This is a genomic window from Methanosarcina hadiensis, from assembly GCF_046529725.1.
Classification (GTDB): Archaea; Halobacteriota; Methanosarcinia; order Methanosarcinales; family Methanosarcinaceae; genus Methanosarcina; species Methanosarcina hadiensis.
Map to the genome: position 1 here is coordinate 2341317 of NZ_CP136241.1, position 24167 is coordinate 2365483.

19 protein-coding genes, 1 tRNA gene and 1 pseudogene are annotated in these 24167 nt (G+C 43.1%); 9 read left to right on the forward strand and 12 right to left on the reverse strand.

Annotated features, from left to right (window positions below; translation table 11 throughout):
* Positions 1–140: 140 nt before the first annotated feature.
* Positions 141–458 carry a hypothetical protein gene (locus RSJ42_RS09840; RefSeq protein WP_410507124.1) on the reverse strand — a complete coding sequence of 106 codons (318 nt, stop codon included), beginning with the start codon at positions 456–458 and terminating at the stop codon, positions 141–143.
* Between the two features lie 743 nt (positions 459–1201).
* On the opposite strand from RSJ42_RS09840, the gene RSJ42_RS09845 reads away from it, so the two are divergent.
* A complete protein-coding gene (locus tag RSJ42_RS09845; RefSeq protein ID WP_410507125.1) occupies positions 1202–5338 on the forward strand; it encodes a PAS domain S-box protein in 4137 nt (1378 codons plus the stop codon).
* A gap of 116 nt (positions 5339–5454) precedes the next feature.
* Here the strand turns inward: RSJ42_RS09845 and RSJ42_RS09850 are convergent.
* The 6 genes from RSJ42_RS09850 to RSJ42_RS09875 form a co-directional block, all read right to left on the reverse strand.
* Positions 5455–5526, reverse strand: a tRNA-Ala gene (locus tag RSJ42_RS09850).
* A 62-nt stretch (positions 5527–5588) separates the two neighbouring features.
* A complete protein-coding gene (locus tag RSJ42_RS09855) occupies positions 5589–5858 on the reverse strand; it encodes an elongation factor 1-beta (RefSeq protein ID WP_410507126.1) in 270 nt (89 codons plus the stop codon).
* Between the two features lie 91 nt (positions 5859–5949).
* Positions 5950–6120 (reverse strand): zinc finger domain-containing protein, encoded by a 171-nt coding sequence (locus RSJ42_RS09860; protein WP_410507127.1) that lies wholly within the window; start codon positions 6118–6120, stop codon positions 5950–5952.
* A gap of 187 nt (positions 6121–6307) precedes the next feature.
* Entirely contained in the window at positions 6308–6958 is a 651-nt protein-coding gene (locus tag RSJ42_RS09865) for an amino acid kinase (RefSeq protein ID WP_410507128.1), read from the reverse strand.
* A 149-nt stretch (positions 6959–7107) separates the two neighbouring features.
* The gene (locus tag RSJ42_RS09870; RefSeq protein ID WP_410507129.1) at positions 7108–8097 is read right to left on the reverse strand and encodes a hydantoinase/oxoprolinase family protein; all 990 of its coding nucleotides are present in this window, start codon (positions 8095–8097) and stop codon (positions 7108–7110) included.
* 78 nt (positions 8098–8175) lie between these two features.
* A complete protein-coding gene (locus tag RSJ42_RS09875; protein ID WP_410507130.1) occupies positions 8176–9138 on the reverse strand; it encodes an ATP-grasp domain-containing protein in 963 nt (320 codons plus the stop codon).
* Between the two features lie 893 nt (positions 9139–10031).
* Between RSJ42_RS09875 and RSJ42_RS09880 the strand changes: the two genes are divergently transcribed.
* The 4 genes from RSJ42_RS09880 to dnaJ all read left to right on the forward strand — a co-directional run bounded on the left by RSJ42_RS09880 (position 10032) and on the right by dnaJ (position 14657).
* Positions 10032–10433: a heat-shock protein gene (locus RSJ42_RS09880; protein WP_410507131.1), complete on the forward strand. Its 402-nt coding sequence runs from the start codon at positions 10032–10034 to the stop codon at positions 10431–10433.
* Positions 10434–10560: 127 nt separating this feature from the next.
* On the forward strand, positions 10561–11190 hold the full coding sequence (gene grpE, locus RSJ42_RS09885; RefSeq protein ID WP_410507132.1) for a nucleotide exchange factor GrpE: 630 nt from the start codon (positions 10561–10563) through the stop codon (positions 11188–11190).
* 328 nt (positions 11191–11518) lie between these two features.
* Positions 11519–13378 carry a molecular chaperone DnaK gene (gene dnaK, locus RSJ42_RS09890; RefSeq protein WP_410507133.1) on the forward strand — a complete coding sequence of 620 codons (1860 nt, stop codon included), beginning with the start codon at positions 11519–11521 and terminating at the stop codon, positions 13376–13378.
* Positions 13379–13487: 109 nt separating this feature from the next.
* Positions 13488–14657, forward strand: coding sequence for a molecular chaperone DnaJ (gene dnaJ, locus RSJ42_RS09895; RefSeq protein ID WP_410507134.1), 1170 nt, complete (start codon positions 13488–13490; stop codon positions 14655–14657).
* A 283-nt stretch (positions 14658–14940) separates the two neighbouring features.
* Here the strand turns inward: dnaJ and RSJ42_RS09900 are convergent, their stop codons facing one another.
* Positions 14941–15141 (reverse strand): hypothetical protein, encoded by a 201-nt coding sequence (locus RSJ42_RS09900; RefSeq protein WP_410507135.1) that lies wholly within the window; start codon positions 15139–15141, stop codon positions 14941–14943.
* 116 nt (positions 15142–15257) lie between these two features.
* Here RSJ42_RS09900 and trkA (RSJ42_RS09905) point away from each other — a divergent pair, with 116 nt between their 5' ends.
* From trkA (RSJ42_RS09905) to RSJ42_RS09920, 4 genes are all read left to right on the forward strand, one after another.
* The gene (gene trkA / locus RSJ42_RS09905) at positions 15258–16604 is read left to right on the forward strand and encodes a Trk system potassium transporter TrkA (RefSeq protein WP_410507136.1); all 1347 of its coding nucleotides are present in this window, start codon (positions 15258–15260) and stop codon (positions 16602–16604) included.
* 22 nt (positions 16605–16626) lie between these two features.
* Complete coding sequence (locus RSJ42_RS09910) at positions 16627–18057, forward strand: TrkH family potassium uptake protein (RefSeq protein ID WP_410507137.1); 1431 nt, start codon at positions 16627–16629, stop codon at positions 18055–18057.
* 274 nt (positions 18058–18331) lie between these two features.
* Complete coding sequence (gene trkA, locus RSJ42_RS09915; RefSeq protein WP_410507138.1) at positions 18332–19678, forward strand: Trk system potassium transporter TrkA; 1347 nt, start codon at positions 18332–18334, stop codon at positions 19676–19678.
* A 109-nt stretch (positions 19679–19787) separates the two neighbouring features.
* Entirely contained in the window at positions 19788–21218 is a 1431-nt protein-coding gene (locus tag RSJ42_RS09920; RefSeq protein ID WP_410507139.1) for a TrkH family potassium uptake protein, read from the forward strand.
* Positions 21219–21461: 243 nt separating this feature from the next.
* Here the strand turns inward: RSJ42_RS09920 and RSJ42_RS09925 are convergent, their stop codons facing one another.
* The 4 genes and pseudogenes from RSJ42_RS09925 to RSJ42_RS09940 all read right to left on the reverse strand — a co-directional run.
* Positions 21462–22685 carry a digeranylgeranylglycerophospholipid reductase gene (locus RSJ42_RS09925; protein ID WP_410507140.1) on the reverse strand — a complete coding sequence of 408 codons (1224 nt, stop codon included), beginning with the start codon at positions 22683–22685 and terminating at the stop codon, positions 21462–21464.
* Complete coding sequence (locus RSJ42_RS09930; RefSeq protein WP_048140861.1) at positions 22682–22858, reverse strand: 4Fe-4S binding protein; 177 nt, start codon at positions 22856–22858, stop codon at positions 22682–22684. The genes RSJ42_RS09925 and RSJ42_RS09930 overlap by 4 nt, the downstream gene beginning before the upstream one ends.
* Positions 22859–23470: 612 nt before the next feature.
* Positions 23471–23905 (reverse strand): TetR family transcriptional regulator, encoded by a 435-nt coding sequence (locus tag RSJ42_RS09935; RefSeq protein ID WP_410507141.1) that lies wholly within the window; start codon positions 23903–23905, stop codon positions 23471–23473.
* Between the two features lie 51 nt (positions 23906–23956).
* A pseudogene (locus tag RSJ42_RS09940) lies at positions 23957–24082 on the reverse strand (TetR/AcrR family transcriptional regulator); the annotation flags it as partial.
* Positions 24083–24167: the final 85 nt, after the last annotated feature.

Here is a 24167-nt window from a genome sequence, read left to right on the forward strand (position 1 = left end):
ATACTGAACATTTTTCTCAACTGAACTCTTAGCACCAATATTATTAGTGATATTACTTATACTTTTATTCCCTGAATTCTTTTCTTCCCTGCTGAGTTTGATGCAAATTTTTCCTTTCCTGCCTGATGAGAATGCACGTTTTAAAGAATTAAATACAGGTTCGTTGACCTTTGTTTTGTAGTAATGGTTTCCCCCTTTTCGAGAAATTCTCCATCATGTATGAAATAGATCTCTTCGAGCCCTTCCGGGACTATTTTCGGGAACTCAGATAATGAAAAACCTGTAACCATCTCTTCAGGAAGCCCCGTAATTTGCCTGACGAAGCTCTCATTACAGTTTACATAAGTTCCATTCAGACCTCTCTGAGAAACAGGGCCTGGAATGCTTTCAAGAAGAAAGCTTGCTGCCCTATTTGCACAAAAACAGGACAAATAAATTCCAGGGTATATAAATTTCATAAAAGAAGTGTCTCAAAGCTTAGATTTTATAAAAGGGCATAAAAAGAAGTTAAAAAGGAATCTCATTTCCAGGAATGCCTTAGAAAAAATATAAGTTGTATATAGTGGCCAGGGGGAGCTTCAACTTTCCCTGGCCATCTGAGGGGGTTATTCTTGTGTGGATAACCACACTAATATTTAATAAGAGTTATTTCTATTTAATTCTTTGCTATTTTTATGAAGTTATATTATAAGGGAGAATATAAATAATGAGTTAGAGCACGCACAAGATAATAAGACATATCGTTTTTTACAGTGGAGTTTGAAGCGAATAACTAAGGTTTTTTAATATTAACCCATATAGAAAAACCTGCAGAGATAAAAACTGGGATTTTCGGCAAACAAAAGTTGAACGCATGAGAGGTAAGCACCCGATAAGGAATGCGGGATTTCCCTTATTGCTGAAAAATCAATAAGCTAATATACCTGTCATATATATTTTTATTTCTATCCAATTATTAATATTAATTATTTTAAATGTCCAGTTATTGCTTTGTTTCCGTTCTCGTTGCTGTAAAAGCATTTAAGTTAGAATCCGCGACTTCCAGAGAATGATTGATTCCAGTAATCGGAAGAAAACTATAGAGCAAATGGTGAATGTTTCTGGATTGGTGCCAGTAAGTAGTAAGGCGAAGAAAAAACCAAATACTCCAGTATAAAAGAAATTTTTGCCCTAATACCCTTAAAAATCGGAGACAGTATTGATGAGAAAAAATGCCAGAGATTCTGGGATTGATATTATTGGAGATGTAACCTGGGGAACGCATTTCTGCCAGTTTTATCAGACCAGGGAAGATCTAATCGATATACTTGTTCCTTACTTCAAAGCAGGACTGGAAAATAACGAGTTTTGCGTGTGGGTCACCTCACAGCCCAGGGAAATAGAAGAGGCAAAAGAGGTTCTCAAATGTGCTGTCCCTGATATTGATGACTATCTGGATAAAGGGCAAATGGAAATCATCCCCTATACTTACGGTTATCTGAAGGAGGATAATTTCGATCCGGAAGAAGCAGTAAATAACTGGGTTGAAAAAATAAACCAGGCCCTGGCAAAGGGCTATGACGGACTCAGGGCTGCAGGGAGTAATAACTGGCTGAAAAAAGAAGGCTGGAGAACATTTGTAGATTATGAAAGTAAAATAGATGCTATTATCGAGAAATATAACGTGATATCCCTATGTCCGTATTATCTCGATGTGTGCAGCGCAGCCGAAATTATTGATGTAGTCTCCAACCACCAGTTCGCTTTAATTAAAAGAAAAGGGGAATGGGAGCGAATAGAAAATTCCGGAAGGAGAAGGGCAGAAAAACAAGCTATTCAGGCTGCAAAAAATTGGGAACATACCTTTGACGCTGTGCCTGACCTGATAGCCATAATAGATGATAAATATAGAATTGTTCGTGTAAACAGAGCAATGGCGGCAAAATTGGAGTTAACGCCAGAAGAGTGCGCAGGATTAACCTGTTACCGCGTTATTCATGGAACAGAAAATCCCCCCTCTTTTTGCCCTAATGAAAAGTTGTTTAATGCAGCTGAATACACGGTAGAGTTTTTCGAAGATTGTCTTGGTGGTTATTTCTCAGTAAGTGCCTCACCGCTGCATGACCCTGAGGGAAGATTTATTGGGAGTGTTTATATCGCCCATGACATCAATGAGCGAAAACAGGAGGAGCACAGAATACGCAGATACAATCGTATCCTTGAGGGAATCAATCAGATCTTCAGTAATGCAGTGCAGGCAAAAACAGAAGAAGAAGTAGGAGAGGCGTGTCTATCTGTAGCCCTGGAAATAACCGGCAGCCAGTTTGGTTTCATTAATGCAATGGGTGCAGATGGACTGCTGCATGATGTTGCAAAAAGCGAGCTTGGGTGGGAACAATGTGTTATGTACGATAAGACAGGACATCGATGTCCACCGAGCATTTTTGCTGTCCATGGTCTTTATAGCAGTGTGATTGACAACGGGAAAGGCTTCTTTACCAATGATCCGCCGTTACATCCCGATAGTATTGGAATTCCAGACGGTCATCCCCAGATTACATCATTTCTTGGCGTGCCCCTTATCCAGGAAGGGGATACAATAGGCTTGATAGCAGTCGCAAACCGTGAGGGCGGGTATAGCAGTGAGCAGCAGGAGGATCTTGAAGCTATTACGCCTGCGGTGGTGCAGGTTCTGCAGAGAGAAAAGGCAGAGCAGAAGCGGAAACAGGCAGAGAAGGCTCTGCAAGCTAGTGAAGAACGCTACCGTTCTCTATATGAAAACAGCCTCGACGGGATTTTTCTTACAAAGCCCGACGGCACCATTCTCTGTGCAAACCCTCAGGCGTGCCAAATGTTTGGCATGACTGAAGATGAAATCATACAGACAGGAAGAGAAGGCACTGTAGTCAACGATGAGAAACTTGCGGCTGCGCTTGAGGAAAGAAACCTGACTGGACGGATGAGAGCCGAACTGATGCATAAGCGAAAAGATGGGTCAACTTTCATCTGCGATACCACCTCCAAACTCTTTGTAGATGCCGATGGCAATTTAAATTCGAGCCTGATCATTAGAGACATTTCAGAACGCAAGAAGACAGAGGAGGCTTTACGGGCCAGCGAAGAGAAGTTCCGGCAGATTGTTGAGACCGCAAACGAGGGAATCTGGTTAATTGACAGTAATGAAAAAACCACCTTTATTAACCTGAAGATGTCTGAGATGCTGGGATATAGTGTAGAGGAAATACTGGGGCAGTCTCCTCGAAATTATATATCGCCGGAGTTTCACGAAAAGTTTAATAATAGACTGCATGAGAACATAGAGAGGATTAACCAGCAGGTAGTCGATTGCAGGTTCATCCGGAAGGATGGGTCGGAACTCTGGTGCATTGTTTCCTCCAGTTCACTGTTTGATGGCCTTGGAAAATACGCAGGGTCACTTGCTATGATCGCTAACATTACCGAGCGAAAAAAAGCAGAAGAAGCCCTGAAAAAAGCGCGCGAGAATCTGGAAGAAAAAGTCAAAGAGCGCACGGCAGAGCTCGAGATGGCATATGAATCATTGAAAGTGAGTGAGACAGGTCTTGCTGAAGCTCAAAAAATGGCTCATATCGGGAACTGGGATTTGAATCTCTTAACGGGTGAAGGATACTGGTCCAGTGAGCTGTACCGTATTTTTGGGCGCAGTCCTGAGGAATCAGCCCCCTCTTATAATGAACTTTTAAATTATATACATCCTGATAATCGAGACTATGTAGATAAAAGCATCCAGAATGGGCTAAAAAAAGAACCTGAAAAGGGCATCGAGTATCGTATTGTTTTATCCAGTGGTGAAGAACGTACAGTCCATTCGCAAGCTGAGGTTATCTTTGATAAACACAGAGTCCCTGTTCGGGTGAAGGGAATAGTCCAGGATATTACTGAGCGTAAAAAAACAGAAGAAAGAATTCGGATACTGGCAAACGCTGTGGAATCTTCGAATGATGCTATTGTAACTTTATCCTTTGACGGCATGATTACCAGCTGGAACAGAGCAGCAGAACACATTTACGGTTATCCGGTCGAGGAGGTTATTGGGAAAGATGTATCAATACTTGAACCGGATAATATTAAAGGGGAAATTAAGCAGTTTTCTGAAAGGATTAAACAGGGAAAAAAGGTCCAGCACTATGAAACCTTAAGGTTAAGAAAGGACGGCACCATAATAAATGTCTCAGTAACTCTTTCTCCTGTTTTTGATCTCACGGGAAAGCTCGTGGCAATCTCAGGTATTATAAGAGACATTACTGAGCGTATCAGGGCTGAAGAAGCACTGCGCGAGAGTGAAGCACGCCTGCGCCAGTTCTATGAGTCGGATATGATAGGCGTTTTTTACTATAATCTGGACGGCTCAATCTTTGATGCTAACGACAAGTTTCTGGAAATAGTCGGTTACATGCGCGAAGACCTGCAAGCTGGAGAGATAAACTGGAACATGATGACATCCCCGGAGTATAATCCGCACGGCGGGCAGTGCATTGCTGAACTGAAAACAATTGGTGTAAAAGAACCAAAAGAGAAGGAATACATCCGCAAAGACGGCTCGCGAATACCTGTTATTGTCGGGTCAGCTACTTTCGACAAGGTGCATAATGAAGGTACAGCCTTCGTCCTTGATATTACCGAGAAAAAAAAGGCAGAGGAAGCTCTTGCAAATATCGAGGTTACCCGTAAAAAGGAAATTCATCACAGGATAAAGAACAATCTGCAGGTTATCTCTTCCCTTCTTGATCTCCAGGCTGAAAAGTTCGATAATCCGAAAGTTATTGAGGCTTTCAGGGAAAGCCAGAACCGGGTAATATCCATGGCTCTCATCCATGAGGAACTTTATAAAGGAGAAGGAACCGACACGCTGAACTTTTGTGAGTATATCCGTGAGCTGGCTGAGAGTCTTTTCCAGTCCTACAGTCTTAACAGCAAAGACATCCTCCTGAAAATGGATCTGGAAGAAAATGCTCTCTTTAATATGGATGTTGCTGTCCCTCTGGGAATAATTGTTAATGAACTCATTTCCAATTCCCTCAAACATGCATTTCAGGGCAGGGACGGAGGAGAGATCGGAATCAAACTCCGCAAGCAGGAAAACGAAAACAGGCAGAAAAATGAAGAATACAAAAAGGAAGGCGATAAAACTAATAGTTTTATTCTGACCGTCTCAGATAATGGGATTGGCGTCTCTGAAAATCTTGAGATTGAAGATCTTGACACCCTTGGCATGCAGCTGATAACCGCTCTTGTAGACCAGTTAGATGGGAAACTTGAACTGAAAAGAAACAATGGAACTGAATTCAGTATAAGGTTCAAAGTTACAGAAGAAAAATAATCGAAATACAAGTGCCAGTTCCACAACAATTAATTTGCTGAGCCCTGCATACCTATTATTTAGGTACATATCTTAACAAAATTAATGCTAATTATGACTATTAAAACTTTTTAAGATGGACTCGGCGGGATTTGAACCCGCGGCCTTTACGTTGCGAACGTAACGATCTTCCCCTGATCTACGAGCCCTTTTGATAAAAAGAGAATGTGAAAAAAGTTTTCCGGAAATTTATCCGGTCTTTTTTTCCTTCTCAGATGCGGTAAGCTTCCATAACCTGAACGTTTTCGACGCCGGAAACTTTTGCAAAGGCTTCTTCTGCAGGTTCGGTTCCACCTTCTTCGTCATTAACAATTAATGTTACAATGAGAGCCTTCAAGCCAAAAGCGATAGGCTCCTCAACAATGTCTCCGTGAAGGTCTGCCCCTGCAGGAATTACGGCTTTTATTTTATCTTTTAATTCTACAAGGTCGGTTTCAACGCTTTCTGGCATAATTTTAATTTTTGCTGCGACATCACCCATTTCTATCCCTCTTATAGTTAATATTGTCCTGTAAACCACTTTAAGCTAAGTTTACAATCTGCATCTGGATTTCCTGGCACTCTGTCCAAAATCACGGGGCTTTGAATCCGCATTTCGGGCAGGTGTATACGTTGCCCTGCTGCCTGCAGCTTGTACATCTTCCGATCTCTGCTCCGCACTGAGGGCAGGGAAACTTCACATAGCCTTTCTCCACCAGGCGGATTCCGCACGAGGTGCAGTATTCTACTTTTTCTGATGACATTTTACTTCTCCTGAATTATTCCTTATAGGTAACTGAAATGTATAACCGGTGATCAGGCGCCTTCCTTAAGCCTCATATCCGCTCTTTTTCGGCGCCTGTATAAACATCAACAAATCTGATGACATGAATGTAATGATGCTCTTTGGACACGGTTTGCTTCTCTCCCTAGTCATATACGATATACAATTTAAATATTCCCCTTTACCGACGTACATGGCACAGGCTTCCCGTAAACTGCCTGAATCACTCTTTCCGGGAATTTTCCATTTATAATTAAGCACTCCATATTGTTTTTTTGAAGGAATCCCGGAAGAGCAGAATCAATGCAGCTGTCAAAGTTTTCAGGCAAATCCGGGGTAAAAATTTCCCTTATCAGTCTTCCTTCTTTAAAAATCCCGTCAACATCCGTAGCCTTAATAAATAGGGCTCCTATCTGTTTTGCTATCCAGGCAGCAATAGTATCCGAGGTCACGCCCCAGGAATGGGGCAGAGGGTCTTCTGCCTTCAGCAGCCTGTAGGGGAAAAGAATTGAAACTCCGCATGGAAGTTCTTTTATCGAATCCGTTCCTCTTGCAAAGGTTTTATCCTGAAGATAACATGCATATTGCTCCATACCGAGTATAGCCATCCAGTGAGCCGCATCATCTCCGAGCCCAAAAGTTTTGTCAGCTCTTCTTACGGCATCAGCGAATATCCCTCCTCCGGGCACTATAAGGACAGAAAAAGGAGTTTCCCCAGGAGCAAGTTTATCAGAAGCAGTTTCCTGATCCCCGGGTCCGAACTCTTTTACCAGCCTGTTTACAATTTCCGGAGCTTCCCGGATCAGACTTCCTCCCAACTTTATTACCACTCTAACAGGTTTCATACACATTTCTTTTCCATTGTAGCCCTTTCCACTGGCAACTCTCAGTTTACTTCTTAATTATTTGGAGTACTTCTTAACTATTCAAAGCAGGTTTTTAACTATTCAGAGCAGGCTTTTTAAATTCAGTTTCCTGATGTTTCCGCTTCAAGCAAGCAGGCGGCGGCATATGCAGGAAATACCTTCGAGATCTCTTCTCCCCAGTGTCCGGCAACGGAAACACATTCAAATCCAAGCCTTTCTGCAGCTTCAATTATAAGGAATTCACCAAGACCGGCTGCTACAACTTTATTAAGCCCATTCCTCTTTGCAACTTCAGAAATGGCTTCAGCAAGGGTAGAAACCTGTCTCTCCTTCACCTGCTCTGCGATCTTGCATATTTCCTGCTCCCCGATTTCTGAAAGGTCAGCACAGACCAGCCTTGCAACTCTGCGCATGGATTCTATCCTGCTCCTGCCTGCTCCGTCAGCAGTTTCACAGGTATACATGCCTTCATCAATTTTCCCGAGTATAAGGTAAGCATCTGCCGTTGTTGCAAAGAGCTCCGAAGATGTCCTGCATATCCCTTTTTCGAGATTTACCTTTTCAAGAAGAGCTGCCAGATTTGTTCTTAGAGTGCCTGCGTATACAAGTTCACTCCGAAGAAGTCTTTCGAAATCTGTAAAGCCTGCCCTGTGCTCCCCTGATATAATCGGGATAATATCGCTTGTAGTACTGCCAACATCAACGAAAAGGCAGTCTCCGAACTCTTTCCCTATTAACCTGGCTGAGGCTGCCCAGTTTGCGGCAGCAAGTTCCCGGAGGGGATCGGTCTCAGCCTGGAATCTGCCCTGGCTGTTTATATACGAGACTTTTTCCGGGCCAAAAGCGGAATCAACGGTTTCTTTTATGAAGCGGATTCCCTGCTCTTTGTCTTCAAAGCAGTCAGCGAGTTCTCCTGTCATCACAACAGCTACTTTTTCAGGTTTCAGCCTTTGCGAGATCTCTTTTAAGACTTCCGGAAGCCGGGTGTTTTTCCAGAGCGGCAGATAATGAAGTTCCACAACAGTCCCGTCCGAGGAAGCAAGCTTTGTATTCGCCCCTCCAATATCAATCCCTATAAATTTTGAGTTCATTTCGATTCCTTTCCGTGTTTTTCCAGGTCCGTGTTCTCCAGATCTATAATAACTCTCATATTATTGTGTTTTCCCGGCTCAATTCTTCCTGAAAAGCTCGCCCAGCATATCTTTTGAAAAATGGTATTCTCCTTTTATCTGCACGAAATCAGGTAGCGTCCCGAATTTGTTCATAAGGAGAAGCTCGCCCATTTCCTCCCGCATGACTCTGCTGATACCGAATATCGAGGCTGTAGGCCTTGGATTTACATCCACGACATATGGAAGGTCAGAAAGCACAATATCCACACCCACATATCCAAAACAACCAAGGCATTTTACCGCAGAGATTGCAGTCTTATAAAGTTCTTCTTTTCTGGAAGTACGATAGGGGGTCAGGCTGCCGTTATATTTTATGCCCGAATTTGCGGTTCTCTTCAAACTTTCCTCTTCTCCTTTACCGTGTTCATGAAATTCGATAAACTGACGGTTCACGGTAAGCGGAAGCGGTTTTTTTCCTGCAATAAGGCTTACACTGAGATGTTCCCCTTCAATGTATTCGCTTGCTATAAACTCGCAGGTATTTTCAAACTCTGTAACAAGATATGTTGCCTCTGCCCCGCATCCGAACCTCGGCTTTATAACGTATTTTTCACCTTTTTCCGCTTCCTGTATAATTTCAGGAGCATTAATTCCTGCTTTTTTCAGGATTTCAGTGCACAGGAGCTTATCTGCACATCGGGCTGCAGAGGCTGGAGAGCACCCAAGGTTTACGGTATTCTCTTCAAGAATCCTGTTCAGTTCAGGAAGCAGTCCGTCAGGAGCAATGAGCAGTCCGGCGTCGCATTTCTTTGCTTCCCGTTCAATTACCTGCCCGAAGTTTTCAGCAGTTGATTTCAATGCCGTGCCTGTACCGATTTCAGTGCCCGCAGAAGGATAACATACCTCATGTCCTGCGCGGACAAAGCTTTCGGCAAGCGTTTTCAACATAGCTGCCCCTTCAGGAATAAGGGATTTTTCAATATCCGTACCAACAGCGAATTCTGCAATCAGGATTTTCATTGGAAAAGAAAAAACAGGTCATTTTATATTATTTTTTGTCTCGCCCGAATTACGCCTCGGGAGTACGCGGTCCTTTTCACTCGCTTCGCTCCCCGAATTGCGCCTCGGGAGTACGCGGTCCTTTTCACTCGCTTCGCTCGCTCAAGAGGACTAATTTTTGGGTTGAGATAAAACCGAGTCCCGTCTCGGGAGGGCGGGGTCCATTCTGCCACAAATTACGCCTCGAGATAGAAAAATAATAGATTTTTCTTGTAGTTGCGATTACATTACAACAGTATGCAGGCCTTTCGCTGGCTCTGCTCGCTCAAGAGGACTAATTTTTGAATCTGAGAAATGAATTTAGTTCAAGAGGAATAATTTGGAAGTTGAGAACAAATTAACTTACGGAAGGCTGCTTTGAATTTTATTGAGTTAATTAGCTTAAAAGGACTGATTTATAGATTAACGTTAACGAGATGCTCTTAAGAGGCTATTTGATTTATTTCAATCAATTATCTTCAACTTCATCCTGGTTTTGCGGAAAAGATGCAAATAGACTGACGCCAGGTCCGAGATGTATATTTTAAAGATCCTGCATGGAGAAGAGAAAATATCTTTCCTTTTCCTTTGGCAGGCTGCCAGTCGGACGGGGAGGCGGGAGAGTTCTCGGGTAAAATGAAAAAATCATCAGATGGCATGGGAATTTTATCGAGTTAGACAGGACAGGGAACGGAGCAAAGGAAAGTTGTGTTAACAAATTTATGAAAGAATGTGACGGAAAAAAGAAAATTAAATAACCGGGCTGAAATTTAAGTAAAGGTTTATATAATTTATATAGTTTATAGCTTAAAAAGTAAACACATAATATAACGGTGGCTGGTAAAATTAACAGCAGAAACCCAAATTCTCAGTCTTTGTTTGAAAATCCTTTTGTCAAGACCCTTGCTGTCGCGCTGCTTATGGGTATATTCCTGGTTGACATGGGGCTCGGGTTGTTTGATGTATTCTCTTCGAAATCGAGTCCTTTGCCTTCGGCATTTGTGCTTATGATTTTTGCCGTGATGTTTATCGGCGGCATGGTCTTTTATGAGAAACAGGGGCTTGATACTTTGAGTTCCGTCGTAGCAGGAGCGTTCGCAGGTATCGGGCTTTCTTTCGTGTTTATCACTCTGGTCGGAGGCGTTCAGTTTGCTCTGGGAGGAGGCATTTCCGCTCTTGGGTGGGAACAGGTAATCTCGGCAGTTGCGGCCTGCATGATTGCAGGTATAATAATGATTAAAGTACTATCTCATAAACTTGAGAACCACTCTTACTGATTTTTCTTTTTTTCTTCCTTTTAAAGAGGATCTATTATCCGGGAGACAGAAAAATATTTATAGAATTACAAACAATCACAGATCAGGACGAGCGAAACCGTTAGAATAATTTCATGGGGATTGATACATGAAAAAGTCCAGTAAAAAGGAAAATATGGATTCCAAAGAAGAAAAACAGACAAAAGCTGAAAATTCCGAAGCCCGGAATTCTGAATCTTCGGCTCGAGAAGCCGTTGAAACAACAGTGAGTCCTGAAAACGAACCTGTAAGTACCGAGGCTGAGAAAAGCCCGGAAACTGCTTGCGGGGAAGAAAACGAACTTCTCAGGGACCAGCTTTTCCGGCTTGCAGCGGATTTTGATAACTTCAGAAAACGGACCGCCCGTCAGATGGAAGAAAACCGGAAAGCTGTACTTGAACAGGTGCTCCTTGACTTTGTCGAAGTAACGGATAACTTCGACCGCGCCCTGAAATCTGCACGGACTGCAGAGGATATGGGTTCAATAGTAAGCGGAATCGAACAGCTTTCAAAACAGTTTTTCTCTATCCTTGAAAAGTACGGGCTTGAAAGGGTAAAATGCGAAAAAGCAGGCGAGTTTGACCCTCACAGGCATGAAGCTATCCAGCACGTAGAAACCACAGAGGTTCCGGACAATACTATTGTTGATGTTTATAAACAAGGATATACTTTGAACGACAGGGTCGTCAGGCCAGCTCTTGTTTCTGTAGCAAGAAATCCTGACGAGACAGAGAAATAAAGAGCCAGAGCCAGTTATTTGAAATTCTATAAGTAACAGAAGAACTTTATTAAATAACTTGAATTACTAATTTAGCAGGAAATAATTTTAATTTCCCAGGCTAAATAATTTGGCTAAATCAAACTAAGTAATTATTGAATTTGAGTAATTAAACTGATCAATAGAAGTTAGACTAATACAGAACTTAAACTGATCAACAGAATTCATTAATCAGACTCAACCAACTTATTAAATATTTTACCAGGCGGTTCAGCCGGAAATTAACTTCAATCTAACAAAAGCTATCAGGAATCCAAATACAATTTGATAATTTATTAGAGGAAACGACATGGCAAAAATACTGGGTATTGACCTTGGTACTACCAATTCATGTGTGGCAGTGATGGAAGGCGGAGAAGCTGTCGTAATCCCGAATGCCGAAGGCAGCAGGACAACTCCTTCAGTTGTTGGGTTTTCCAAGAAAGGAGAGAAACTCGTGGGACAGGTCGCAAAGCGGCAGGCTATTTCAAACCCGGAGAACACCATTTATTCCATCAAAAGGCACATGGGAGAAGCCAATTACAAAGTTACGCTTAACGGAAAGGCGTACACCCCGCAGGAAATCTCTGCAATGATCCTCCAGAAGCTCAAAACAGATGCTGAAGCTTATCTTGGAGAGACACTCAAACAGGCTGTCATTACAGTCCCTGCTTACTTCAACGATGCACAGAGGCAGGCTACAAAGGACGCAGGAGCAATTGCAGGGCTCGAAGTCCTGAGAATTATAAACGAACCCACAGCTGCATCCCTTGCTTACGGGCTTGACAAAGCAGACGTGGACCAGAAAATCCTTGTCTACGACCTCGGAGGCGGAACCTTTGACGTATCTATTCTGGAACTCGGAGGCGGAGTCTTTGAAGTAAAATCCACAAGCGGGGACACTCATCTGGGAGGAGATGACTTCGACCAGCGCATTATAGATTACCTTCTTGCAGAATTTAAGAAATCGGAAGGAATCGACCTTTCCAGAGACAAGGCTGTGCTCCAGCGCCTGAAAGATGCCGCTGAAAAAGCCAAAATCGAGCTTTCCGGAGTCGCAAGCACAAACATCAACCTCCCCTTCCTGACAGTAGGCACTGACGGTGAGCCAAAGCACATGGACATTGACCTGACCAGAGCCCAGTTCCAGAAAATGACTGAGGACCTACTGGAAAAGACACTTGTATCCATGCGCCGGGCACTCAGCGATGCAAAGCTTACACCAAACGACCTTGACAAAGTGATCCTTGTAGGAGGAGCAACAAGAATGCCTGCAGTAGTTGAACTTGTGGAAAACTTCACAGGCAAGAAGCCCTACAAGAACATCAACCCTGACGAGGCAGTTGCAATCGGTGCAGCCATTCAGGCAGGAGTCCTCGGCGGAGAGGTAAAAGATGTCCTCCTGCTCGACGTTACTCCCCTTACTCTGGGTATCGAGACTCTCGGAGGTATTGCGACCCCTCTCATCCAGAGGAACACTACCATTCCGACCAAAAAGAGCCAGATCTTCTCAACTGCTGCTGATAACCAGCCTTCGGTCGAGATTCATGTGCTTCAGGGAGAGCGTGGAATCGCTTCCGAGAACAAGACCCTGGGAAGGTTCACCCTTGACGGAATACCCCCGGCTCCGAGAGGCATACCGCAGATCGAGGTTACCTTCGACATCGACGCAAACGGCATTCTGCACGTAAGTGCAAAGGACCTGGGCACAGGCAAGCAGCAGTCCATTTCCATCCAGAAGCCTGGCGGACTTACAGATTCCGAAATCGAGCGCATGGTCAAAGATGCAGAACTGCACGCCGAAGAAGACAGGAAGCGAAAGGAAGAAGTCGAGACCAGAAACAATGCCGAAGCTCTTATCAATGCTGCGGAAAAGACCATAAAGGAAGCAGGAGACCTGGCAACAGAGGACCAGAAGTCAAAAGTCAATGCCGCAATTGAAGACCTGAAGAAAGCCCTTGAAGGCAAGGACGCAGAAGATATTAAGGCAAAGACCGAAGCCCTTCAGGAAACCGTATACCCGATCTCAACAGCCATGTACCAGAAAGCCCAGCAGGCTCAACAGGCTGCAGGTGGCGCAGGCGCAGAAGGTGGCCCTGACGCAAGAGGTCCTGATGAAAATGTTGTTGACGCTGACTACGAAGTAGTTGACGACGAAAAGCGTAAGTAATTGAAGAAGAATTAACACTAACAAAAATCGCCTGGGAATTCCCGGGCACGACCGGAAACCTGGTTTCAGGTTCCGCTCCTTTATTTTTTTAAAACAACAGGGAATCCTGATGGCTACCAAACGTGATTATTACGAAATTCTCGGATTATCCAAAGACGCTTCAGTCGAAGACATAAAAAAGACATACCGGAAGCTTGCCCTGCAGTACCATCCTGACAGAAACAAAGATCCAGGGGCTGAGGAAAAATTCAAGGAAATATCCGAGGCTTACGCCGTTCTTTCAGATACAGAAAAAAGGGCTCAGTACGACCGCTTCGGACATGCCGGAATAGACAACCAGTACAGTGCGGAAGACATCTTCCGGGGCGCGGACTTCGGCGGGTTCGGAGACATTTTCGAAATGTTTTTCGGAGGCGGCAGAAGAGGCGGACCCATGAGTCCAAGGAGGGGCTCGGATCTTCAGTACGACCTTTATGTAACTTTTGAAGAAGCTGCTTTCGGAGTCCGAAAGGATATCGATATTCCAAGGACTGAAAGGTGTTCTGCCTGTTCAGGCACAGGGGCAAAACCGGGCACAAGCCCAAAGCGCTGTCCTACCTGTAGCGGCACAGGGCAGATTCGTACCACCCGTTCGACTCTCGGAATGCAATTCGTGAGCACCACAACCTGCAGCACCTGTCACGGCAGGGGCCAGATAATCGAGACTCCGTGCCCTGTATGCAGCGGTGCGGGCAGAGTACGGAATAAGAGAAAAATAACAGTCAATGTGCCTGCAGGAGCAGACTCGGGTATGACCCTCAGGCTCAGCGGGGAAGGAGATGCAGGAGAACCTGGAGCACCTGCCGGAGACCTTTATATCGTTATCCATGTGATGGAACACAGGTATTTCAAGAGGGTCGATTATGACGTAATCTCCGAATTGCCGGTATCCTTCACACAGGCTGCGCTCGGAGCAGATGTGATGGTAGATACCCTTTACGGCCAGGTCAAAATGAACATTCCTTCCGGAACCCAGACCCATTCCGTATTCAGGCTCAAAGAGAAAGGCATACAGCGCCTGCACGGGCACGGCAAAGGAGACCAGCTCGTCAGGGTAATAATCAAGACTCCCACAAAGCTTACTCAAGAACAGAAAGAACTTCTTCGCCAGTTCGAATACCTGAGCAATGGGAAAAAGACCGAAGCAGAGGAAAGGAACAGGCCTGAGAAACAAAAAAGCGAAAAATCCAAGAAAAGCAAAGGACTTTTTGAAAAGGTAAAGGACGCTTTTGAAGGTTGAATGTAAGCCTCTGCTAACATTCGCCTGTTTATCCATATTTTTTACGGCTTCTACGTCTTTTTCCTTTTAAACCTTTTTTTGTTATAATTCTTCATACAGGATTCTTTTTATATTCAGATTGTTTCCTGTACAGGAGGCCTGAAAAACATTTATATATACCTTTTTAATTCTATGTGTAAGAACCATAGTTATTTCATAAAAGCATAGGCTTGAAAGATCCTGGTTTGCAAAACGTTCAATTCCCAGAGATGGTCAATACGCTGAGAAACACTACTTTAACTCATTACGTGTCTGGCAGCAAATTAAATTTCGATATTATGCCTTGTAACTTCTTTTTATTTATTTTTGCATTACTTAATTTGATTTTAATTACTTCTACTCTATCAATTTTTACCCCGGTTACTCTGACCTTAATCCTTTTCATTTCAGTACTTTTTATTTCAATCCTTTTCATTTCAGTTCTTTTTATTTCAATCCTTTTCATTTCAATTCATTTCATTTCAGTCAATATTATACTGGTAAAGCCTGTGATCATCGCTTTTTGTATAAGAATTCCTGCAGTGGTAGAATCGTTAAAAACAGTTTTTTTGAAGGTGTTCTATGAAGGCTGTAATTATTGGTGCAGGGGAAGTAGGCTATCATATTGCAAAAGCCCTCTCCCCTAAAAACGATGTTGTAATTATAGAGAAAGATGAAGAAGCAGCAAAAAGGGCAGACGAACTTGACGTGCTCGTAATTCAAGGGAATGGAGCAAACGCAGAAATTCTTTCAAGAGTGCTTCAGAATGCTGATCTTCTTGTAGCTGTCACAGGCATTGATGAGGTTAATATCGTTGCCTGCATGACTGCAAAGCTTATTACAAAAAACAAAAACGGCTGGAAGGATACAAAAACAATAGCAAGGGTCAGCAACCCCGATTACATAGATTCGCCTGTTACATCAAGGGCTCAGGTTGGAGTTGACCTTATGATCTGTCCTGAACTTGCACTTGCTTCGGAAGTAGCTGATATACTCTCAAGCCCTTCCGCAATAGACGCGGAAATGTTTGCCGAAGGAAAAGTCAAGATGACCGAATTTGCAATAAGCCCCGGAAGCAAACTTGTTGGGAAGCAGATGCAGGACCTCAGGCTTGCAGACTCCTGCATCGTCAGTGCAGTATTCAGGGAAGACGAAATAATTATTCCTCACGGAGATGATTTAATCAAGGCAAATGACCACATGGTGGTTGTGGGCAAGCCGGAAGCAATGGAAGACCTTGAGAGCGTTTTCGGGAGTGAAGTGACTCATAGGACCAGGATCCTCCTTATTGGATGCGGGATTGTAGGCTTATATCTGGCCAAACTGATCGACAGGGAGGAAAATGCCGACCTCAGGATTATTGAGCAAAGCAAAAGCCGCTGCATAGAGGTTGCCGAGATACTTGAAAACGCCCTTGTGCTCAATGGGGACGGTACTGACGTCGGTCTTCTAAGGGAAGAAAATATTGAGGATATGGACGTTGTTGTTGCGATTACTGACAGCGATGAAAAGAACCTGCTCTGCGCCCTGCTTGCAAAACAGCTTGGGGCGAAAAAAGTGATTGCAAGGGCGGACCGTTCGGATTACCTGCCTCTTTTTGAGATGGTCGGTATAGATATGGCTGTAAGCCCAAGGGAAGCAACCGTAAATGAAGTCCTCAAGCTTACCATGGGGAAAGGAATACAGACACTCACAACCATCGAAGGCGAGAGAGCTGAGATTATAGAATATACAGCATCCGATAAATCCAGGATTGTAGGCAAACCTTTAAACAAAGTAAAGTTCCCTAAAGGATCTCTTATCAACATGGTAGTGCGCGGACAGGAAACTATAATACCGAGAGGAGATTTCATAATCAGTGAAGGAGACCGTGTAGTCATATTCTCAATGGCTTCAGCTGCTTCTGAAGTAGAAAAGTTCTTCAAGTAAGCTCTTCGGGACAGGAGTTTTTATGCATAACAAAGCTGTTTTTAATGCTTTGGGGAAAATTCTGGTACTTCTGGCTTTTACAATGCTTGTTCCACTTTTAGTGGCTTTATATTATCATGAGCCACTGAAACCATTCATTGTTTCCATTCTCATAACTCTCTTTGTTGGTTTGTTCCTTACAAGCATTAAAAGCAGCGTAGAATGGCAGCAGAAAGAAGCTCTTGCCATTGTAGCTCTTACGTGGCTTTCAGCAGCTATTTTTGGTGGAATTCCTTTCCTTTTTGAGGGAGTGCCCTTTATTGACGCCGTATTTGAAACAATGTCAGGTTTTACTTCAACAGGTTCGACAATTTTTGTGGATATTGAGAGCCATTCAAGAAGTCTTCTTTTCTGGCGGTCTTTTACACAGTGGCTGGGCGGCATGGGAATTATCGTGCTCTTCATAGCAATCCTGCCTAAGCTCGGAGTCGCAGGCCGCCAGCTTTTCCGGGCTGAAGCCCCTGGCCCTACCGAAGACAAGCTCAAACCAAGGATAAAAGATACGGCAAAAATCCTGTGGGCACTTTATATCCTGATTTCCGCAATTGAAGTTCTTGCACTGATGCTTGCAGGGATGTCCATGTATGATGCCCTTACTCATACTTTTGCAGGCATGGCCTGTGGAGGTTATTCCCCATATAACCTTGGAATTGAAGCGTTTAACAGCCCTCTTATAGAATTTATTCTCACTTTTTTTATGTTTGCAGCAGGAGCAAACTTTGCACTCTATTACAGGGCGATTTTTGTTGACAAGAACTTTCTTCTTAAAGATGAGGAGTTCAGGACCTATACCTTTATTCTCCTGGGGTTTGCAGGCCTGCTCACTCTGATTCTGTACAAAGATATGGAATTTTCCCTTTTCAACTCTTTCCGCTATGCCATATTCCAGATTACGTCTATCATGACAGCTACGGGTTTTGCTTCAACCGACTTTAACCTGTGGACAGATTCTGCAAAGGTTCTGGTTTTTGCAGTCATGTTCATAGGAGGCTGTGCAGGTTCTACGGGCGGAGGCCCGAAAGTTGTGCGTTTTCTGCTGGTGTTAAAGTATGCGAGGAGAGAATTGTTTAAATTTGTTCACCCAAGACTTATCAGGCCAATCAAATTTAACAATAAAGCAGTGCCTGATGATATCATTCAGTCCATAATGTCTTTTATTGTGATCTATATCTTAGTTTTTATCTTCAGCGCAATGCTCCTGACTTTACTTGGCGTCGATATGATCAGTTCTGCCACTGCTTCGATTGCGACTCTCGGGAATATAGGGCCCGGTTTTAACGTAGTCGGGCCTATGGCAAACTTTGCAGCACTTCCTCCATTGGGAAAAATTATACTTATAAACAATATGTGGGTCGGCAGGCTTGAAGTTTATACTGTACTTGTACTCTTTACAAGTGATTTCTGGCATTCCTGAATGAATTTTTTACAGACTCGGGAAAGATGCTCCTGATTTTTCAGGATTCCTTTTCTCGGCTCCTGTTTTCCGATAATGAATATAAATCTTTAATCCTTAACAACTATGTTTAACTTCTATCGGTCTCAATTTTTCATCTTTAATTTCTTTTTCATTTTTTTTACATTACATTATTTGTTAGAAATTCCCCTTGCCGCGAATTCATTTTCCAAAGACTACTTAAGCAAGCAAGAGCAATTTTATCTGGAAACGGTCTTTTCTTCGAGGAAATCTCATGAAAGCGGTGGTTATCGGCGCAGGTGAAGTTGGATATCATATAGCAAAGTTTCTTTCCCTCACACATGATGTGATTGTCATAGAAAACGATGAAGATGCCCTGAAAAGGGCGGATGAACTGGACGTTCAGGTAGTGGAAGGAAACGGCGCAAATGCGGATATTCTGGCAAGTGTCCTTCCTGATGTGGATATCCTCGTTGCTGTCACAGGAGTAGATGAGGTTAATATCGTTGCCTGTATGACTGCAAAGCTAATCTTAAGGTCCCATCCGGGCTGGAAAGAAACGAAAACTATTGCCAGGGTCAGCAACCCTGACTACATAGATGTGCCTGTTACATCCAGAGCTCAGGTAGGAGTGGATGTTATGATATGTCCTGAACTCGCTCTCGCTTCTGAAGTTGCTGATGTGCTTTCCAATCCTTCTGCAATAGACGCGGAAATGTTTGCCGGAGGAAAAGTCAAGATGACCGAGTTTGCCATCCGTCCTGACAACAGGCTTGTCGGAAGGCACATGTATGACCTCAATCTCGATGACTGCTGCATTGTCAGTGCTATTTTTCGGGATAACGAAATAATAATCCCGCGTGGTGATGATTTGATTAAAGCAAACGACCACGTGGTAGTCGTGGGCAAGCCCAGGGGCATGGAAGACCTGGAGAAGGTTTTCGGGAACGTAGAGCCGCATAGGAATAGAATTCTCCTGATAGGATGTGGAATTGTAGGTTTTTACCTCGCCAAGATTATAGATAAAGATGAGAATTCGGATCTCAAGATAATCGAATACCGGAAAAGCCGCTGCATAGAAGTTGCCGAGATGCTGGAAAATGCCCTTGTGCTCAATGGGGACGGTACCGATGTTAACCTTCTCAGGGAAGAAAGTATTGAGGATATGGACGTTGTTATTGCGGTCACTGATAACGATGAAAAAAACCTTCTCTGTTCCCTGCTTGCAAAGCAAATGGGTGCCAAGAAAGTAATAGCAAGGGCTGACCGCTCTGATTATGTGCCTCTTTTTGAAATGGTGGGGATCGACATTGCAGTAAGCCCGAGAGAAGCAACGGTAAATGAAGTTCTTAAACTTACCATGGGAAAAGGCATAGAAGCTCTTGCAACACTTGAGGGTGAAAAAGCGGAAATCATTGAGTACACTGCATCAGGGCAATCAAAAATTGTGGGAAAGCCGCTCAGCAGGATTAAATTCCCTAAAGGTTCAATCGTTACCATGGTGGTTCATGGTGACGATGTCATTATCCCCAGAGGAGATTTTGTGATCCGGGAAGGGGATAGAGTTATTGTCTTTGCTCTTTCTTCCGCTGTCAGGTCTGTTGAAAAATTATTTAAATAAAGAACAAATACGAACTTTCTCTTCCGCTGCCCCTGTAGAAAAATGTTTCAGTAAGATATAAATATTAATAAATTAAAAAAGTTCTAGGCTGCAAAAACAGAGGATAGACATGAACATAAAAATTGTATTTTACGTGCTTGGCGGTTTACTCAGGCTTCTCGGGATACTCATGGCCATTCCTCTGGGAGTTGCGTACTATTACGGGGAAAGCATAACGCCTTTCCTTGTATCTATAATAGTAACCGTTCTTACCGGCCTGATCCTGCTCTCATACAAAACAGATGAAGAATGGATGCGCAAAGAAGGATTTGCAATCGTCGGTCTTGGCTGGCTCGCTGTTGCAGTCTTCGGATCAATCCCTTTTATGCTTGAAGGAATTTCTCCACTCAACGCCCTCTTTGAGTCCATGTCTGCCTTTACCACAACAGGCTCGACGATCCTTACCGATATAGAAAGCTATCCGAAAGGTATCCTTTTCTGGCGAGGTATGATGCAGTGGCTGGGAGGTATGGGTATTATCGTGCTTTTCATTGCTATCCTGCCAAAATTCGGAGTTGCAGGCCGCCAACTCTTCCGGGCTGAAGCCCCGGGTCCGACTGAGGATAAGCTGAAACCAAGAATCAGGGAAACCGCAAGGATCCTGTGGATGGTCTATTTTGTAATTTCATTTGCTCAGGTCATTGCCCTCCTGCTTGCAGGGCTCTCACTGTATGACGCAGTAAATCATACTTTTACCACAATGGCTTGCGGAGGTTTCTCAAACTATGGGCGAAGTATTGAAGCTTTTAACAGTCCTCTGGTAGAGTTCATAATAACTTTTTTTATGTTTGCAGCAGGGGCGAACTTTGCCCTTCACTACAGAGCGATTTATGTTGACAAGAACTTTCTTCTTAAAGATGATGAATTCAGGTTCTATACCGCTCTTGTCCTTTCGGCAACCGGGCTTTTAACCCTGCTGCTCTACCGCGATCTCGGTACAGGCCTTTTTGATTCGTTCAGGCTTTCGATCTTTCAGGTAGTTTCCATAATGACCACTACCGGATATGCCACAACAGACTTTAACCTCTGGTCCGAGTCTGGAAAAATGGTACTTTTGCTTGTTATGTTTATTGGCGGTTGTGCAGGGTCCACAGGTGGAGGCATTAAGGTTGTGCGTATCCTTATGCTCCTCAGGCACGGAAGAATAGAACTTTTTAAGGCACTTCACCCGAGAGCCGTAAAAAGTGTAAAATTTAATAATAAAAATGTGCCGGATGAAGTAATAAATTCCATATTTTCTTTTGTGGTAATTTATCTTCTTATCTTTATATCAAGCGCCCTTATCCTTTCGGTACTGGGTATGGATATTATAACTTCTATTACTGCCTCCATAGCTACTCTGGGGAATATAGGCCCTGGCTTTAATGTTGTAGGCCCCATGGCTTCTTTTGACCCGATTCCTCCTCTGGGGAAATTAGTCCTGATTGCAAATATGTGGATTGGAAGGCTTGAAGTCTATACAGTTATTTTATTATTTACGCCAGAATTCTGGAACAAATAATTCCTTAAAAATAAATAATTTTTTAAAATCAAATAACATGAGAAAGCATGGATTTAGAAAAACAGGGCTTGCATAAAAGCTTTATAAAAAAATCGAAAATCAAGTAGAAAGAAAAAAATAGAATCAAATAAAATAAAATAAAATCAAATCATATCAAATAAAATCAAATAAAATAAAGTGGAAAAAATCAAATAAAATCAAATAGAATAGAATAAAAAATGCCTGAAGAACAGGCATCGAAAATTATGTTTTGCTTTTTATTACTTCCTTTGCTGCATCCTTGAAAAGCACACGGAGATCCCAGAGAAGCTTTTTATTGGCTCTGAAAAGGGCCTGAAGCAGGTCAAGAAGACTCATTCTCTCGAATTTAACGTCTTTTAATGAATAGGCAAGAGAGTCAAGGTCAGCGTCAGTAAGGTTGATAAAGCAGTTCTTTACGATAAGGCTCATATCGATGTCATGCCCTACTGTAGCCCTCCATTTTTTCTCATATACCTCTTCAAGCTTTTCAAGAGAGACGTCTCCTGCAGATATGGCTTCATAAGCGGCTTCTCCAGCCAGTTTCCCTGCATCCATAGCATTTAATATCCCTCCGCCTGTGATCGGGTCTGACTGGCGTGCAGCGTCTCCTACAAGCATGAGCCCGTTAACTGAGGTTTTCTCAATGCTGCCTGATACCGGAACTCCGCCAAAAACCATCTCGACTACACGGGCATCAGGGAACCTGTTTTGCAGGAATTTATCCAGATAATCGACAGGCCTGGGCTTGAATTTTCCCATTTTGCTCCCGATGATACCTATACCCACATTGGCTTTGCCCTCTCCTTTAGGAAAAACCCATACATAGCCTCCGGGTGCGATTTCGCTTCCTATGTAGAACTCGCAGTATTCCTGGTTTACATCCGCACCTGCTATTAGATACTGGGCACAGGTCTCGATATCTACGGGTTTCAGGGCTGTATCAATTCCTGCCCATCTGCCCACTTTTGACTCGACTCCGTCAGCCCCGATTACTATTCCGGCACGCACCTCATACTCTTTTCCGAGATGCATAAGTCTGGCTCCTTTTACGAAGTCGTCTTCAATGATAAGACCTGTAGCTCTTGTTTTTACCCGGACTTCCGCCCCGGCGGCGGCAGCCTGCTCCGCAAGAGCGCGGTCAAAGACCTTTCTTTCAAGCACATAGCCGACCTCTCCCCCGGAGATTTCTTCAGCCATCTCTATTTTAGTACCGTTCGGAGAGAAAATATAGGAGCCTTTAAGGTCAGCACAGATCCACCGCTTATCAATTTCTACATGTTTTTTAAGGTACTCTTTGTTAACACCTTCGGCACAGCGTACAGGATCACCTATTTCCTGGCGTTTTTCAATTAAAAGTACATCAAGTCCTTTTTCTGCAGCTGTTTTTGCAGCAATGGAACCTGCAGGACCGGCTCCTATAACCAGTACATCATACCTGTCCTTCATTTCATTACCTCGATTGCTCCCACAGGGCAGATGCGATCACATATCCCGCACACGATACAGACACTTTCATCTACTTCAATCCAGGTTTCTACAAGTTCGAGTGCTCCTTTAGGGCAAACTCCCACACAGGCCCCACAATATCCACACTTATATCTGTTTATGTTGATGCTCACCAGCTCACCTGTCAAATTTAAAGGCAAATCACGATATTTACAGCATATACTGTATTAGACAGAAACATTCAGTGTAAATAGAAAGGCCTGAAAACGCGATGCCATACTATTTAAACTGAGGAATCAAACATATTTTTGGAAGTTTGATTTAAATTATATTTTAAAGTTATATAATTCATTGATAAAGATTTTTCCAGCCTTCCAGGCTCTTCCTGTATTACTAAAATCTCCATTTCAGGAAGATAAGGCTCGAATCAAGATTGATTTGTTTAAGGCGTTTACTCTTGTGAATAGTTTCCACAATTAATGCATTTATCTACTTTAAAGTTATTGGCTCTATCACGCTGGCGCGTTCAGTATATTCAGTATGAAATTTTCTTCCAGCGAATCCTGTATTAATCTAACAATATTATATATCTATAAATTATATTTCTTGCTTTTTAAAGGGAACTGCTGCGATTCAATTTTTTGAATAAGAACGTAAAACCTGTTTCATCATTCACAAGTAATAACAGTTCTGAATCAATAATTCTAAACTATTTTCGTACAAGTCCAGTTTTTTGAAGACACTGACCTTCTAATGAAATTTTTCTTTCGATCCCATCCGAAGCTCTAGCCCTCCTTTCTTACGACATACTCGGCAAGGAGATCAATAAAAATATCCATGATTTCCGGAAAATCATCTTCCTCGATTTCGTTCCTGAAATGGATGATAGAAAGAACTGCCTGTGTTGTTTCGGCAAGAATCCTGGCTGGTTTGTCAACTAAAAGGCCAGCTGCTGACCATTCTTCGAAAAAAGGAAGAATCGTTTCCACATTATCTCTGCAAATTTTTTTGATTTCTTCCTCTGAAGACCGGAGAATTTTCAGTTCAAGGTGTTCTTTCTCGATGAAAACTTTTCTCCATATGGGGTGGCTATTAACGATATTAAGCACATGCTGAAGATAAGCTCTGATTGCTTTATCGGGTTCAGTCCTGTATTTAAGGAAAGAGTTTTCCAGTATGCTTTCCCTTAAAGCTTCCTGCTCCTCTTTAAAAACCTGCAAAAAGAGATCTTCTTTGCTATCAAAAAAGGAGTAAAAAGAACTTTTGGAAATACCCAGCCCCTCGGTAAGATCCTCTACGCCGGTTTTCTTAACTCCGTACCTGGCAAAGCAGTCCTTTCCGCGGTCTATAATATTTCTTTTTATGATCTCTCTTTCTTCATTCGTAAAAGATCTCAGTTGCTCACCTCTTCAGGGAATAAACTCCCGGGCCTATCAGGATTGTTATGGATTTATCGATTAAGAACTGAAAACTAATAATATC